The 15,298-nt window shown below is 47.9% G+C and carries 13 protein-coding genes; all 13 read left to right on the top strand.

Annotated elements, in window-relative coordinates; translation table 11 throughout:
- The first annotated feature begins 526 nt into the window (after positions 1–526).
- The 13 genes from argB (at position 527) to hypF (ending at position 15,263) form a co-directional block, all read left to right on the top strand.
- A complete protein-coding gene (argB, locus tag NCY57_RS06610; protein ID WP_022426393.1) occupies positions 527–1,423 on the top strand; it encodes an acetylglutamate kinase in 897 nt (298 codons plus the stop codon).
- Entirely contained in the window at positions 1,410–2,600 is a 1,191-nt protein-coding gene (locus NCY57_RS06605) for an aspartate aminotransferase family protein (RefSeq protein ID WP_022426394.1), read from the top strand. Before argB ends, NCY57_RS06605 begins: the two co-directional genes overlap by 14 nt.
- A 300-nt stretch (positions 2,601–2,900) precedes the next feature.
- Entirely contained in the window at positions 2,901–4,340 is a 1,440-nt protein-coding gene (locus NCY57_RS06600) for a sodium:proton antiporter (RefSeq protein WP_022426395.1), read from the top strand.
- Positions 4,341–4,355: 15 nt separating this feature from the next.
- A complete protein-coding gene (locus tag NCY57_RS06595) occupies positions 4,356–5,360 on the top strand; it encodes a cytidylate kinase-like family protein (protein ID WP_022426396.1) in 1,005 nt (334 codons plus the stop codon).
- Between the two features lie 301 nt (positions 5,361–5,661).
- Positions 5,662–5,874: a FeoA family protein gene (locus NCY57_RS06590; protein WP_015525999.1), complete on the top strand. Its 213-nt coding sequence runs from the start codon at positions 5,662–5,664 to the stop codon at positions 5,872–5,874.
- Positions 5,875–5,977: 103 nt separating this feature from the next.
- Positions 5,978–6,196, top strand: coding sequence for a FeoA family protein (locus tag NCY57_RS06585; RefSeq protein ID WP_015525998.1), 219 nt, complete (start codon positions 5,978–5,980; stop codon positions 6,194–6,196).
- A 58-nt stretch (positions 6,197–6,254) separates the two neighbouring features.
- The gene (gene feoB, locus NCY57_RS06580; protein ID WP_173739781.1) at positions 6,255–8,438 is read left to right on the top strand and encodes a ferrous iron transport protein B; all 2,184 of its coding nucleotides are present in this window, start codon (positions 6,255–6,257) and stop codon (positions 8,436–8,438) included.
- Positions 8,439–8,510: 72 nt separating this feature from the next.
- The gene (locus NCY57_RS06575) at positions 8,511–8,858 is read left to right on the top strand and encodes a FeoB-associated Cys-rich membrane protein (protein ID WP_021651584.1); all 348 of its coding nucleotides are present in this window, start codon (positions 8,511–8,513) and stop codon (positions 8,856–8,858) included.
- Between the two features lie 18 nt (positions 8,859–8,876).
- Positions 8,877–9,233, top strand: coding sequence for a heavy-metal-associated domain-containing protein (locus NCY57_RS06570; protein ID WP_021651583.1), 357 nt, complete (start codon positions 8,877–8,879; stop codon positions 9,231–9,233).
- A 470-nt stretch (positions 9,234–9,703) separates the two neighbouring features.
- Complete coding sequence (locus NCY57_RS06565) at positions 9,704–10,477, top strand: nucleotide-binding protein (RefSeq protein ID WP_173739780.1); 774 nt, start codon at positions 9,704–9,706, stop codon at positions 10,475–10,477.
- The gene (locus NCY57_RS06560; protein WP_173739779.1) at positions 10,474–11,778 is read left to right on the top strand and encodes a nitrogenase component 1; all 1,305 of its coding nucleotides are present in this window, start codon (positions 10,474–10,476) and stop codon (positions 11,776–11,778) included. The genes NCY57_RS06565 and NCY57_RS06560 overlap by 4 nt, the downstream gene beginning before the upstream one ends.
- The gene (locus NCY57_RS06555) at positions 11,775–12,812 is read left to right on the top strand and encodes a nitrogenase component 1 (RefSeq protein WP_250789571.1); all 1,038 of its coding nucleotides are present in this window, start codon (positions 11,775–11,777) and stop codon (positions 12,810–12,812) included. The genes NCY57_RS06560 and NCY57_RS06555 overlap by 4 nt, the downstream gene beginning before the upstream one ends.
- A gap of 78 nt (positions 12,813–12,890) precedes the next feature.
- Positions 12,891–15,263 carry a carbamoyltransferase HypF gene (hypF, locus tag NCY57_RS06550; protein ID WP_173739777.1) on the top strand — a complete coding sequence of 791 codons (2,373 nt, stop codon included), beginning with the start codon at positions 12,891–12,893 and terminating at the stop codon, positions 15,261–15,263.
- Positions 15,264–15,298: the final 35 nt, after the last annotated feature.

The following is a 15,298-nucleotide window of genomic DNA, read 5'->3' as shown; positions in this document are numbered from 1 at the left end:
AAAGTTGCGAAGCCCGCACGCTCCCCCTAAGAACCCCCTCCGTTGGGCACGCTTGGCTGTGGCATGTAGAACTTCAGTCGACGAAGACTGAGTGACGAACGTGAGAACCCGTAGTGCGGGAGCCTGGAAGTTGAGGCGTGTAGAACTTCAGTCGATGAAAACTGAGTGACGAACGTGAGGAACCGCAGTGCGGGAGCCTGGAAGTTATGTCGTGTTAAACGTCAGTAGCCGAAGGCAGACTGACGAGCTGTTCGCCTTCGGCGAAAGCGCGTCGGAAGCGGCTGCCTACAGCAGCCTGTCCGCAGCAGGCGCTTTGCCCGCAACGAGGGCAACAGCCCGTTCCCCGTGGCCGGAGGGGAGGAGCGCGAGGAGGGGAAACGGCCTTCGGAACTCCGAGTGCCTCCCCTCCTCGCAAATCCACAGCTGTCAGCTGAGACAAAATTATAATAAAAAAGAAATCCCTCCAACATACAACAACAAAACCTTTTTCAATCCATATCATTTTTCAAAAAAAGGAGACACCCACATGGTAAATCAGAAATATCTTGACAAAGCAGAGGTTCTCATAGAAGCCCTGCCATACATCCAGCGGTTCAACCGCAAGATCGTAGTCATCAAATACGGCGGAAGCGCCATGCTTGATGAAGAATTAAAGCGTAACGTCATCAAGGACGCAGTCCTTCTGAAATTAGTCGGTTTCAAACCAATCATTGTTCACGGCGGCGGCAAGGAAATCAGCCGCTGGGTCGGTAAAGTCGGCATGGAGCCGCATTTTGTAAACGGTCTCCGTGTAACGGACAAAGACACTATGGAGATCGCAGAGATGGTTCTTGCAAAAGTAAACAAGGAGCTTGTTACTCTGGTAGAATCTCTCGGCGTACAGGCTGTAGGTGTCAGCGGTAAGGACGGCGGTCTTCTCCAGTGCAAAAAGAAGCTTTCCAAAGGCGAAGACATCGGCTACGTAGGTGAGGTTACAAAGGTTAATCCGAAGATCCTTCATGACCTATTGGAAAGAGATTTCCTTCCGATCGTATTCCCAATCGGCTTTGATGAAAATTTTGATTCCTACAATATCAATGCGGACGATGCAGCCTGCGCCATTGCAGAGGCAGTTGAGGCAGAGAAGCTTGCCTTCCTGTCCGATATTGAGGGCGTTTACAGGGATGCAGATGATCCCTCCACTCTGATCTCCGAGCTTCGTGTAGATGAGGCTGAGAATCTGATCTCAGATGGTACTGTGGGCGGCGGTATGATCCCGAAGCTGAAAAACTGTATCGACGCTATCGAGCATGGTGTAAACAGAGTCCATATCCTGGATGGAAGGATCCCGCACAGCTTACTGCTTGAGATCTTTACAAACAAAGGTATTGGTACTGCAATTTTAAAAGATGATGGGGAGAAATATTACAATGAGCATGAATGAACAGATGGAAGAATCTGAAGCCAGTATTCTTCATACATATAACCGTTTTCCGGTAGTTTTTGAAAAAGGCGAGGGTTGTTACCTCTATGATTCCGAAGGAAAGGAATATCTGGATTTTGCGGCAGGTATCGCAGTAAATGCCCTGGGCTATCATTATCCGGGCTATGACGAAGCACTGAAATCCCAGATCGACAAGCTGATGCATATTTCCAACCTGTACTACAATGAGCCGATCATTGAAGCAGGTGCCAAACTTGTACAGGCAAGCCATATGGAAAAGGCATTCTTCACAAACAGTGGTACAGAGGCCATTGAGGGTGCTCTGAAGGCTGCCAAGAAATATGCCTACGAAAGAGATGGCCATGCAGACCATGAGATCATTGCCATGAACCATTCCTTCCACGGCCGCAGCATCGGCGCTCTTTCCGTGACAGGCAATGCACATTACAGAGAACCCTTTGAGCCTCTGATGGGTGGGGTGAAATTTGCAGATTTCAATGATCTTGAGAGTGTAAAGGCTCAGATCACAGATAAGACCTGTGCCATCATCACCGAGACCGTACAGGGAGAAGGAGGTATTTATCCGGCTACAAAAGAGTTCCTGGAAGGCTTACGTAAGCTTTGTGATGAGAAGGATATCATTCTGATCCTGGACGAGATCCAGTGCGGTATGGGACGTACCGGGCATTATTTTGCATGGCAGGCATATGGAGTACAGCCGGATATCATGACCTGTGCCAAAGCACTTGGCTGTGGAGTTCCGGTAGGTGCTTTTGTGCTGAACAAAAAAGCAGCTGCAGCCTCCCTGAAGCCAGGCGACCACGGAACCACTTACGGTGGAAATCCCTTCGTATGTGCAGCCGTCAGCAAGGTATTTGACATTTTTGAAAAAGATCAGATCCTTTCCCATGTGCAGGGACTTACTCCGTATTTTGAGGAGAAGCTGGACGAACTGGTTGCAAAGCATGACTGTGCAGAAACAAGAAGAGGCAAAGGCTTCATGCAGGGTATCGTGATCAAGGGACGTCCGGTAGGAGACGTGGTGAAAAAAGCTCTTGCAAAGGGTCTTCTGGTGATCTCAGCAGGAAGTGATGTTCTCCGCCTTGTTCCTCCTCTTGTGATCACAAAAGAGGATATCGACAAGATGGCAGAGATCCTTGACGAGTGTATGGAATAATAAAAAAATAACAGATACAAAAGCAGCAGTATTTTCCGGAAAGGATAGTGTGCCGATGGAGAATACGGCTGCTTTTTTGTCAGAGAGACAATGTATATAAATTATATAACAGATATAGAAAACAGTATTCGAAAATCTGGTCGTGTGTTTGAAAACAAACAAAAACTGCTATGACACACCGACAAAATGCACAAAAAAGAGAGAGGGTTCGAGTATAAATTGCACATCTACACAGTTGATTTTAGAACGCCATATGTTATAATTTCACTGGTAAAAAAATTTATGTGAGGGGTGAAAATTTTGAAAAAATTATTAACCGTCATGTGTACTTTTCTGACAGTATTTCTGGCATGTCCTGTGGGTGTATGGGCAGCCGGAAACGGTGGGACAGGATCTGGTGTGCCGGTGTGGCTTTGTATCCCTTTTGCGGGCCTTCTTCTGTGTGTTGCAGTGATGCCGCTGGTAAAGGGTGAGTGGTGGGAGTCACATCAGCCCGTTGTGGTTGCATTCTGGATCGTTCTTATGATCATTCCGTTTGCAGTTGTTTACGGTGCCGGAAAAACTGCGGAAACAGTACTTGAGTGCGTGATCAATGACTATCTTACATTTATCATCCTGTTATTCGGACTGTTCTGTGTATCCGGTAACATTACAGTTGAGGGTGATTTTGCGGGCTCACCAAGAGTAAATGTAGGACTTCTTGCACTGGGAACCCTGCTTTCCAGCTGCATCGGAACTACCGGAGCCAGCATGCTGATGGTCCGTCCGGTGATCAAAATGAATTCCTGGAGAAAAAGAAAGGGTCATATTATGATCTTTTTCATCTTTATGGTATCCAACATGGGTGGCTGCCTGACACCGATCGGTGATCCGCCGCTTCTGATGGGCTTCATGCGAGGAGTTCCGTTCTTCTGGAGCCTGCATCTTTTTCCGGTACTTATCTTTAATATGGTGATCCTTCTGTTTGTGTTCTATCATTTGGATATGCGCTCTTACAAGAAGGATATCGCAGAGGGACGTAAACCGGATATCAGCAAACCGGGTACCGAGTTTAAGATCGAGGGTCTTCATAATATCATCTTCCTTGTGATGATCGTTGTGGGTGTTATCTTAAGCGGAATGCTTCCAGGTATGCCTGCATTCCAGGATGCGGCCGGAAATGTAAAGGGACTTCATATTTTCGGCGAGGTTACTTTAAGCCTCCCGTCGATCATTGAGATCGTCCTGATCCTGGCAGCTGCATTTCTGTCCTTTAAAACAACAGATAAAAGGATCCGTGTGCGGAACCATTTTACCTGGGGTGCGATCAAGGAGGTTGCAGTACTTTTCATCGGTATTTTTATCACCATGCAGCCGGCCCTGATGCTTCTGAAAGCAGTAGGACCGAATCTCGGTATCACCGAGCCGTACCAGATGTTCTGGGCGACCGGAGCTTTGTCCAGCTTCCTGGATAATACACCGACCTATCTGGTATTTCTGACAACAGCGGGAACTCTCGGATTTACAAACGGAATCGCAACAACGCTGGGAACGGTTCCTGTAAAGCTTCTTTCTGCGATTTCCTGCGGTGCTGTATTTATGGGCGCCAATACATATATCGGCAATGCTCCGAACTTTATGGTCAAGACACTTTCTGACGAAAATGGTATCAACATGCCGTCCTTCTTCGGATACATGGCATGGTCCATTTGTTTCCTGGTACCGGTGTTCATCATCGATATGCTGGTATTCTTTTTATAAGGGAGGAGGATCAATATGCAGGATAATAACATTCGAGAGAAATGCAGAGAACTTGCCACCAGACTTTATGAACTGGATGGCGAGGTTTATGAAAGCGTAGGATCTTCCCTTGGACGTACCTTCACCGGTGACAGAGAAGGCACTATCCGGAACTTAAGTGCTCTGATGTATACCAAACCGGACGGACATCTTCTTCGAAGCGAGATGGCACTGATCAGCAACATGGCCAGGACCATCAAGGATAAAGAAGAAAAAAGCCGTCTCATGAAGAAATATGATGAGATCTTTCAGGAGATCCTGACGCTGCCGGAGACTTTTGTTGCTACGGATATCATGGATAAGGAACGTGTGGCACTGAATCATATGATCAAGCGCAGGGAAAAAATCTCTGAGAATGACCATCTGGTTATCTGTATCAGCCGTACACAGGGAAGTGCCGGCAATGATATCGGTTTCGGACTGGCAGACAAGCTTCGGATCAACTATTATGATGTGGAGATCTTTGATCAGGTATTAAGGCGTCTTGAGGCGGAAAAGGGCGCGGTTAACGATGCGGAATATTTTGCGGATTTCAATAAATATGAGAAGAAGCATAAATTTGATCCCAAGGGCTGGTTCCGGGAATTCAACCGTTACCATGGTCTTCCGAAACAGGATGCGGTATTCTTTAACATGAGTGACCTGATCTGCGATCTGGCCTCAAAAGAGGACTGCATCATTATGGGAAGGTGTGCGGATGCGATCCTCAAGAACAATCACATTCCGCATATAAGTCTGTTTATCACAGCTCCTTTTGCTATCCGTGTGCAGCATGTTATGGATGTACGGAAGATGAATATGAAGCAGGCAGTCCGTTTCCTGAAGAAGATGGACAGCCAGCACAGACGGTATTACAATTTTTACGGCGGAGCTCAGTGGGGCAAGCCGGATAACTACGATCTTTGTATCAACAGTGCAAGCTACGGAATCAATGAAACGGAGAATCTGATCCTGAAGCTTTTGAATGATCAGATCCACTAAGAGATAAAAATATGAGCAGCACGGAAGAAAGAAAAAGTTCCGGAAGGGGTTTTTAGCTTAACAGGCTGCAAACAGAAAAAGAATCAGAACAGAGTTCCTGCATTCTGAGGTAACCTTCTGCCAGACAGAAATACCTCAGAATGCAGGAACTTTTTTTATATGTTGTTTATAAAAACTTAATCTTGATTAACTTTTTTCATTTAGGGGATTGACATTCGAAAAAACTTAGTATAAACTAACCTATGAGTTAGGGCTGACTAATTAGACTGAGTTAATTAATAGAAAGAAACGGAGGGATTCCATGCAGCCGATTTTATTTTTACAGTCAGGTGATACTGGCACGATCAAGCGTATTTCCGGAGCGGAGGATACAAGAAGATTTCTTGCAGGCCTTGGTTTTGTTGAGAATGCGGAAGTGACAGTTATTTCTCAGTTTGACGGCAATCTGATCGTAAATGTCAAGGATTCCAGAGTAGCAGTCAATAAGGAAATGGCCAGACACATTATGGTGTGACCGGACTGCGAGGCAGTGACCGGTAGTGGATTTGCCCCAAACTGCGGAAGGCGCAGTTGAGGATAGATTAGGAATTGGAATATGAACAGGGAGGAAAAGAGAAATGACTTTACGTGATGCAGCAGTAGGTTCTACAGTAGTTGTTTCCAAGATCACCGGCGACCCGGCTTACAAGCGCCGTATCATGGATATGGGAATCACAAAAGGCAGCGAGGTTTATATCCGAAAGGTAGCTCCTCTTGGAGATCCGGTTGAGATCACCATCAGAGGTTATGAGCTTTCCCTGCGTAAGCATGACGCAGCATGTGTGGAAGTAAAGTAAATAAGCTTCGAAAAATGACAGAGCGTCAGGCTCTGACCTGAAAAAAGGAGGATGCAAAATGTCTGTAACAATAGCTCTTGCCGGAAACCCGAACTGTGGTAAGACTACAATGTTCAATGCTCTTACAGGCGCAAACCAGTACGTTGGTAACTGGCCAGGTGTTACTGTAGAGAAAAAAGAGGGTAAGCTGAAAAACCAGAAGGATGTAACGGTAACAGACCTTCCGGGTATCTATTCACTTTCCCCGTATACACTTGAGGAGGTTGTCAGCCGTGATTATCTTCTGAAAGAGAAACCGGATGTGATCATCGATCTTGTGGATGCAACAAACATCGAGAGAAACCTGTATCTTGCAACCCAGCTTCTTGAGATCGGTATCCCGGTTGTTATCGCTCTTAATATGGTGGATCTTCTGAAAAAGAACAACATCCATATCAATGTAAAAGGCTTAAGCTCCGCGCTTGGATGCCCGATCGTTGAGACCTCTGCTCTTAAAGGAACAGGCCTTAAAGAGGTTGTTGATGAGGCAATCAAATGTGCGAACCAGCACAGAGTACCATCGAAGCAGATGGAATTTCCGAAAGCAGTAGAAAAAGCTGTAAATGAGATCGAGGGATTTGTTCCTGCAAACATCGCTGAGGAGAACAAGAGATGGTATGCAGTAAAGCTTCTTGAGAGAGACAGCAAGGTAAAAGAAGGTCTGAACCTTCCGGCTTCTGCACAGTCCAGGATCGAGGAGATTGCTTCTGGCCTTGAGAAGGCAGAGGATGATGATACAGAGAGTATCGTAACGGATGGAAGATATCAGTACATCCAGAAGGTTGTTTCTGCAAACGTTAAGAGAAGCGGAAATAAGATGACAGTTTCCGATAAGATCGACCGTATCGTAACAAACCGTATTCTCGGTCTTCCGATCTTTATCCTTACCATGTTTATCGTTTATTATGTATCGGTAACAACAGTTGGTACCATGGTAACAGACTGGACAAACGACAGCTTTGTGGGAACCATCCAGAGTGTTGTATCGGATGGACTCGGCAATGCCGGTGTTGCTGACTGGCTGGTAAGCCTTGTATCAGATGGTATCATCGGTGGTCTTGGTGCAGTGCTTGGATTCGTTCCGCAGATGGCGATCCTGTTCCTGTTCCTTTCCATCCTTGAGGATTGCGGTTACATGGTTCGTATCGCGTTCGTCATGGACCGTGTATTCCGTCATTTCGGACTTTCCGGAAAGAGCTTTATCCCGCTTCTTATCTCCTCCGGCTGTGGAATCCCTGGAATCATGGCTTCCAAAACGATCGAGGCAGATAATGACCGTCGTCTGACGATCATGACAGCAACATTTATCCCATGTGGTGCCAAGCTTCCTGTTATCGCCCTTATGGGTGGTATCATGACCGCTTATGCAACCGGTGACTATGTAGCTGCTGGTTTCATCACACCACTGATGTACTTCATCGGTGTTGTAGCAGTTCTTGTAGCTGCGATCATCCTGAAGAAAACAAAACCTTTCTCCGGTAAACCTGCTCCGTTCGTAATGGAGCTTCCACAGTATCACATTCCGTCTGTAAAGACAGTTCTGCTTCATGTTTGGGAGAGACTGAAAGGCTTCATCATCAAAGCCGGTACCATTCTTTTCCTTGCAACCGTTATCATGTGGATCCTTTCCAGTATCGGAAATACAGGAAGCGGAATCGGATTTGTTGAGGACAGCAATGACAGTATCATGGCTATCCTTGGCGGTATCCTTGCTCCGATCTTTGCTCCTCTTGGATTTGGCAAATGGCAGCCGGTTGCAGCCTCCATCTCCGGATTCTCCGCAAAAGAGTCCATCGTAAGTACAATGGGTGTTCTTGCAAACGTAGCTGGTGATGATGCAGAGGATACCATGATCGTTGGTGCAGCGATCAAAGCATGGTTCCCGACAGCAGTAGCAGCATTTTCTTTCCTGCTGTTCAACCTGCTTGACTCTCCGTGCCTTGCAGCTATTTCTACAATGGCACATGAGATGCAGTCCAGAAAATGGTTCTGGTTTGCAATTCTCTTCCAGAACATTTTTGCTTATGTTGTAACACTTTGTGTATACCAGATCGGTCTTGTTGTCACAGGTGCCGGTTCCTTCGGAATTGGAACGATCGTAGCGCTGATCCTTGCAGCGATCCTGCTCTTCCTTCTGTTCAGACCAGATCCGTACAAGAACCAGAACGATGTTACAAAGAGATCTGTACAGGCAGCAGAGTAATTGAAAACCGGTCATACAGTAACGATCCGGTACATATGATAGCTTTGAAATGATGCTGTAAGAACAGCTGAAATGATAAGAAATGCAGGAGACCGGGGATGTAAATACCTGGTCTTCTGTGCTATAATAAGCCTGAAGAAATATGGAAGTTTTTTTACAAAAGTATTCATCAGAGGCTGGCAGCAGTTCACAGGCTGTACAGCGAAAGAAAGGGTGACAGATATGAGTATGATAGCGGATATTATTGTACTGGCACTGGTGATCGCATATGGCGTATTTGTGATCAGTTATCTCTATTCAAGAAAGAAACAGGGGCTCAGCTGTGTCGGCTGTGCCGGTAACACACATACAGGTGGCTGTGGCGGCAGCTGCTCCGGTCATTGTTCCGGCTGCTCCGGCTGTAGTGGAATGCATAAGTAACCAGGAGGGAAAGAAATCATGGCAAATGCAATTGTTGTCATCGTTGTTATCATCATTATGCTGTTTGCCGGAAAAGGCGCATATAAACATCTGAAGGGCGAAGGCGCCTGCTGCGGAGGCGGCAGCAAGCCGGAGATCCCGAAGAAGAAGCTGGATGGAACCAAGCTGGGTGAGAAAACCATGAAGATCACAGGCATGCACTGTGAGAACTGTGTGGCCAGCGTCACAAGAGCGATCAACCGCATTGACGGTGCGGCAGCAAAAGTAAGCCTGAAAAAAGGTGAGGCAGTGGTTTCCTACGACAGAGAGATCTCCAACGAAGAGCTTAAGAAAGTAGTGGAAGACAGAGGATATCACGTAGTTTCTATCCAGTAAAGCTTTATCATAAGAATAACTTTGCCGCGGCTTCTGAGCCGGCAGATCAGAGAAGAGACTTCTCGGCGAAATGCTTAAAAATATTTCGCCTTGGGGTCTTTTTTTGTATAAAAAGTCAGAGTTGCAATTGACTCACTAATGTACACCATTGTATAATAAAAATAGAAAAATTCAGACGGAACGAAATATTTTCTTTCTATCCGGATGAGGCATTAAAACAAAATACAGCAGGAAACAGACTTTGACGGCAAGGAATATCCGAGCAGGAATCGTTGTTCATCCGGCACAGCTTAACCGAATCAGCTGCGAAGCAGTTATTCGGTTATGAACAAGCAGCAAATGCGGATCGCGAATATCCGCTTGACTTTGTTTTGTGAGCGGAATACGGGACTCTTTCACCTTGTACGTGAAAGAGCTTTTTTTATGAAAAATATCTGCGGGAGCGGACAGAATGAATTAGGGAGGATTTTATGCTGAAGGTAGCAGTATACGGAAAGGGCGGTATCGGAAAGTCTACAGTGACGTCCAACCTGGCGGCGGCTTTTGCAGCCATGGGGAAGAGAGTGATCCAGATCGGTTGTGATCCCAAGGCGGATTCCACCATCAATCTTCTTGGGGGAGAACCTCTGCGGCCGGTAATGAATTATATGCGGGAAGAGGATGAGGAGCCGGAAAAGCTGGAGGATATTTCAAAGGAGGGCTTTGGTGGAGTCCTCTGCATTGAGACCGGCGGCCCCACGCCGGGACTTGGCTGTGCAGGCAGAGGTATCATCGCAACCTTTCAGCTTCTGGAGGATCTGAAGCTTTTTGAGACCTGGAAGCCGGATGTAGTGCTTTACGATGTTCTTGGAGATGTAGTATGCGGCGGTTTTGCGGCACCGATCCGGGAGGGCTATGCGGAAAAAGTACTCATTGTCACATCCGGAGAGAAAATGGCACTCTATGCAGCCAATAATATTTCCAGTGCTGTGCGGAATTTTGAGGATCGAAGCTATGCGAGAATCTTCGGAATCGTGCTGAATCACAGGAATGTGGAGAATGAAACGGAAAAAGTAAATGCTTTTGCAAAAAAAAATAATATCCCGGTCGTGGGTGAGATCCCGAGAAGTGACGAGATCATCCGATGGGAGGATCAGGGCAAAACGGTGATCGAGGGAGATGAGAATTCTGAGATCAGTGAGAAATTTTTTGCACTGGCGAGGAAGCTATTGGAAAGTGAAGAAACGGAGAAGGAGGATATATGAAAAAGGAAGCATATTTTGCAACTGCAGAAGAACTGGCCCGGGGCGGGCTGGAAGCGATCCCTCCGCAGATGATCTCCGGGAAGCATCTGATCTACAGCTCTCCGGCAACTCTGGCATTTAACTCTCCGGGAGCGGAGGGCTTTGGCGTAAAGCGGGCCGGGCTTGCAGTGCCGGATTCCATTATGCTGATCGTGGCACCGGGATGCTGCGGAAGAAATACTTCTCTTATCAGCTCCATGCCGGAGTACAATGATCGATTTTTTTATCTGATGATGGACGAGACGGATATTGTTACAGGCCGTCACCTGAAAAAGATCCCGAAAGCGGTAAAAGAGATCTGCGACTGCTGTGAGAAGAAGCCGTCTGTGGTGATGATCTGTATCACCTGTGTGGATGCACTTCTGGGAACGGATATGGAACGTGTCTGCCGGAAGGCAGAGGAAAAGGTGGATATTCCGGTGCGCCCCTGTTACATGTACGCACTGACACGTGAGGGCAGAAAGCCGCCTATGGTCCATGTGCGCCAGTCCTTATACTCCCTCCTTGAGCCACAGAAAAAAAAGGGAAATGTGGTCAATCTTCTGGGATTTTTTTCGCCGCTGGTTGATGACTGTGAGATGTATGAGCTGCTGCAGCAGGCAGGCGTAAAGACCATCCATGAGATCTCAAGATGTAAGGATTATGAAGAATATCAGACCATGTCACAGGCCAATTTTAATCTGGTGCTTCATCCGGAAGCAAGGTTTGCAGCGGAGGATTTTCATGACCGGCTGAAGATTCCTTTTATTGAGCTTCGGAGGCTCTACCAGACAGATAAGATCGAAAATCAGTATCGTGCCTTGGGACAGGTTCTTGGAGTCTCGTTTGATCAGGAAGTGTATAAAAAAACAGCAGAAGAGGCAGTGGAGAGATTCCGGGAGGTCTGTCCGGATGCGTCTTTTGCTGTAGGGGAGTGCATGAACGGAGATTCCTTTGAGCTGGCCCTGGCCCTGGTGCGGTATGGTTTCCGGGTGCCGGAGATCTACGGAACTATCACAGCCGAGAATTTTGTATACATACGGCATCTTGCGGAATTGAGTCCGAATACAAAGGTTTTTTCCAATATGGAACCCACCATGCTGTATTACGATCCGTCCGGGAGCGGAGTGAACCTTACTATAGGAAAGGATGCAGGATATTATCACCGGGATCAGCCAAATGCCGTGTGGAATCAGGACCGGCAGCCCTATGGCTATGCAGGGGTACGCAGGCTGTTTGAAACACTGACAGAGAAAGTTTTGCAGAAGGGAGAAAAGGTATGAGAGGACTTCGGAAATATCTGACACCTTTTGCACCGGATCAGTCCGGAGCCGTGTCAGTGCTGTATGAGCTTGGCGGGATCATCGTGATCTGTGATGCAGGAGGATGTGCGGGAAATGTCTGCGGCTTTGATGAACCAAGATGGTTTGAACAGAAAAGTGCGGTATTCAGTGCAGGACTTCGGGATATGGATGCCATCCTGGGACGGGATGACCGCCTGGTTGCCAAGCTTGTGGATGCAGCAGTAAAGGTGGAGGCAGGCTTTGCAGCCATTATCGGAACACCGGTACCTGCTGTGATCGGAACGGATCATCAGGCACTGCGGCGGATGTGCGAGAAGAAAACAGATCTTCCGGTGCTTGCAGTAAATACCAACGGAATGGAGCTTTATGATGCGGGAGAGCGGAAGGCTTATCTGGAGCTTTTTAAAGCCTTTGCCCGGGAAAAGCTGCCTGTGGAGGCTGGTAAGACAGGAGTTCTCGGAATGACACCTCAGGATGTCAGTGACCTGAAAGCAGCAGACAAGATCCGTGAAAAATTCCGTACCAGAGGACAGAGAGCAGTCTGCTACGGAATGGGAGACGGGCTTGATGAGGTAAAAAAAGCCTCCTCTGTGGAAAAAAATATCGTGGTTTCTCCTGCGGCACTGGAATGTGCCAGATATCTGGAGAAAACCTTCGGAACACCTTATGAGGTGGGATATCCTCTGGCGGAAGAGCTGGTTCCTGATATGGATTATACAGGAAAAAAGATTCTCATCGTGCAGCAGCAGGTGATGGCCGGTTCCATAAGAGAGGAGCTACGGAAACGTGGTGCGGACGGAGAGCTCACCGTGGCAAGCTGGTTTTCCATGGAAAAAGATCTCCTGGAGGAGGGCGATGTGTCATTAAGGGATGAGGAAGATTACATGGAACTGGCAGAGAAGGGCGGATATGACGTGATCTTTGCAGACCCATGTATGAAGCGGATGACAAAGGCTTTTTCAGGAGTGTTTGTGGATACAGTGCATTTTGCAGTATCCGGAAAATGCAGGTAGACCATAAGGGCAGGACATAAAGTTACATGCATGCTGCAGCCGGATCAGTGGAAATAGCTGCAGGGAATGGAGAAACATATGGAGCGGGAAATTACGAAAATGATCCGTGTTTACGGGATCGTACAGGGAGTGGGATTTCGCCCTACGGTGAGCCGTCATGCTATGGCAAGAGGAATCCGTGGCAGTGTGTCCAATAAAGGACCCTATGTGGAGATTTTTGCTCAGGGTAAGCAGCAGGATGTGGATGCCTTTATCGCAGATATCGGGAATAAGCCACCGAAGCGTGCCGCTATCCTGAAGCTTCTTGAAGAACCGGTGGAGGATCCGGAGAAATTTACACAGTTTGATATCATCGAAAGTGAGAAGACAAAGGGGGAAATCTTTGTTTCCCCGGATATCGCGATCTGCGATGAATGTAAGGCGGAGATGTTTGATCCGGAAAACAGGCGGTATCTGCATCCCTTTATCAACTGTACCTGCTGCGGTCCGAGACTGACGATCCTGGATTCGCTTCCTTATGACCGTGAACGGACCAGTATGAAGGAATTTCCCATGTGTCCCTCCTGTGCGGATGAGTACCATAACCCGGATACCAGACGCTATGATGCCCAGCCGGTGTGCTGTAATGACTGTGGCCCTGAGGTATACCTGGCGGGAAGAAAGGAACGGGGACGGGAGGCTATCACTTATACAAGGAAGATCATTGCTTCCGGCGGAATCGTGGCCATCAAAGGGATCGGTGGTTTTCACCTTTGCTGTGATGCTACCAGTGAGGAGGCTGTACAGCGGCTGCGGCAGCGGAAACGGCGTCCGGTGAAGCCTTTTGCAGTGATGGCACAGGATATGGAAGCTGTGAAGAAGATTTGTAAGGTCAGCGGGGAACAGGAGAAGATCCTTACCGGTCATCAGAAGCCAATCCTGCTGTTGGATAAGCTGCCGGGAGAAACGAGGCTTTGTGAGAGCATTGCACCCGGGAATCCCAAGGTGGGTGTCATGCTTCCCTATGCACCGGTTCAGCTGCTTCTTTTTCATTACGATGATGGGATCCGGATGCCCGGGCTTCTGGTAATGACCAGCGGAAATACTTCCGGGGCGCCGATCTGCAGAGATGATGAGGAGGCGGCAGAGGAGCTTTCCCATCTCTGTGACTGCATTCTTTCCCACAACAGGAAGATACGTATCCGGGCCGACGATTCGGTGATGGATTTCTATAAGGGTGAACCCTATATGATCCGCCGTTCCCGCGGGTATGCGCCTCTTCCGTTTATGGTCTCCACACCCTGGAAGGGCCAGGTGATCGCAGCAGGTGGAGAACTTAAGAACACCTTCTGCATTGGTGTGGATAACCGTTTTTATCCTTCCCCTTATGTGGGAGATCTTGAGGATCTTCGAACGGTAAAAGCCCTGAAGGAAACGATCGGGCGGTTGGAAACACTTCTGGAGGTGCAGCCGGAGGTAGTGGTCTGTGATCTTCACCCTAAATATAATTCCACAGTGGTGGCAGAGGAGCTAGGGCTTCCGGTTCTGAGGGTGCAGCATCATTATGCACACATTTTATCCTGCATGGCAGAAAATGACTGCGAAGAAAAGGTGATAGGGGTTTCCTTTGACGGAACAGGCTATGGAACCGATGGAACCATCTGGGGTGGAGAGCTCCTGGTTGCAGACTGTCAAGGATTTACAAGGCTTGGAAGTATAGAACCCTTTGTCCAGGTTGGCGGAGATATTTCCGCAAAAGAAGGCTGGCGGATCGCCGTTTCCCTGATCTGGCAGAATACGGGAAATCTGGAAAAAACCCTGGACACTGTCCGGAAACTGGGACTTTGCACAGATCAGGAAGCAAAGGTACTGGTGACTATGGCACAGCGGAAGATCAATGCCGTGACTTCCACCAGTGCAGGAAGACTTTTTGACGGAGTCAGTGCGATCCTGGGGATCCGGAGAGCGTCTACCTTTGAGGGAGAAGCGTCCACAGCACTGGAATTTGCGGCGGAGGCCTGGAGAAAGCAGCGGGAGATGCAGAAGAAAAATCCGGAAGAAAATCTGAAGATACGGATGTCAGAAAAGGAAGACATTCCGGAAAGCACAGGCATCTCAGAAGCGTCTGAAGATGAACGAAAATTTATTTTAAATACAGGTGAGATCGTTGCATATCTGGTCCGGGCAAGGCTTGCAGGAGAGGATCCCGGGAAGCTGGCTTATGGATTTCACCGGGCACTGGCAGATAAGATCCTTGCAGCCTGTGAGGAAGCAGAGCGGCAGACTGGAATCCGGAAAGTGGCATTAAGTGGCGGTGTCTTTCAGAACCGGCTGCTTCTGGAGCTGGTAGATGACGGCCTTACGGAAATGGGGTTTAAAGTTCTGAAGCACAGCCTGATCCCGCCGAATGACGGAGGAATCGCACTGGGACAGGCGGTGTATGGGATGGCTTATGTGCAGCGGCACAGATAAATATAGACGAGATCATGCAGATACGGATTAAAAAT

Origin of the sequence: Blautia sp. MB18-30 (assembly GCF_023669475.1) — a bacterium.
Lineage (GTDB): Bacteria > Bacillota > Clostridia > Lachnospirales > Lachnospiraceae > Blautia_A > Blautia_A fusiformis.
Note: the sequence above shows the minus strand (reverse complement) of the source record. Positions and strands in the feature narration are given on the sequence as shown.

What these genes read in the sequence shown, in the direction of transcription:
- argB (WP_022426393.1), top strand. Translation starts at nt 527, where the DNA reads ATGGTAAATCAGAAATATCTTGACAAAGCAGAGGTTCTCATAGAAGCC.
- NCY57_RS06605 (WP_022426394.1), top strand. Translation starts at nt 1,410, where the DNA reads ATGAGCATGAATGAACAGATGGAAGAATCTGAAGCCAGTATTCTTCAT.
- NCY57_RS06595 (WP_022426396.1), top strand. Translation starts at nt 4,356, where the DNA reads ATGCAGGATAATAACATTCGAGAGAAATGCAGAGAACTTGCCACCAGA.
- NCY57_RS06590 (WP_015525999.1), top strand. Translation starts at nt 5,662, where the DNA reads ATGCAGCCGATTTTATTTTTACAGTCAGGTGATACTGGCACGATCAAG.
- NCY57_RS06585 (WP_015525998.1), top strand. Translation starts at nt 5,978, where the DNA reads ATGACTTTACGTGATGCAGCAGTAGGTTCTACAGTAGTTGTTTCCAAG.
- feoB (WP_173739781.1), top strand. Translation starts at nt 6,255, where the DNA reads ATGTCTGTAACAATAGCTCTTGCCGGAAACCCGAACTGTGGTAAGACT.
- NCY57_RS06575 (WP_021651584.1), top strand. Translation starts at nt 8,511, where the DNA reads ATGATAAGAAATGCAGGAGACCGGGGATGTAAATACCTGGTCTTCTGT.
- NCY57_RS06570 (WP_021651583.1), top strand. Translation starts at nt 8,877, where the DNA reads ATGGCAAATGCAATTGTTGTCATCGTTGTTATCATCATTATGCTGTTT.
- NCY57_RS06565 (WP_173739780.1), top strand. Translation starts at nt 9,704, where the DNA reads ATGCTGAAGGTAGCAGTATACGGAAAGGGCGGTATCGGAAAGTCTACA.
- NCY57_RS06560 (WP_173739779.1), top strand. Translation starts at nt 10,474, where the DNA reads ATGAAAAAGGAAGCATATTTTGCAACTGCAGAAGAACTGGCCCGGGGC.
- NCY57_RS06555 (WP_250789571.1), top strand. Translation starts at nt 11,775, where the DNA reads ATGAGAGGACTTCGGAAATATCTGACACCTTTTGCACCGGATCAGTCC.
- hypF (WP_173739777.1), top strand. Translation starts at nt 12,891, where the DNA reads ATGGAGCGGGAAATTACGAAAATGATCCGTGTTTACGGGATCGTACAG.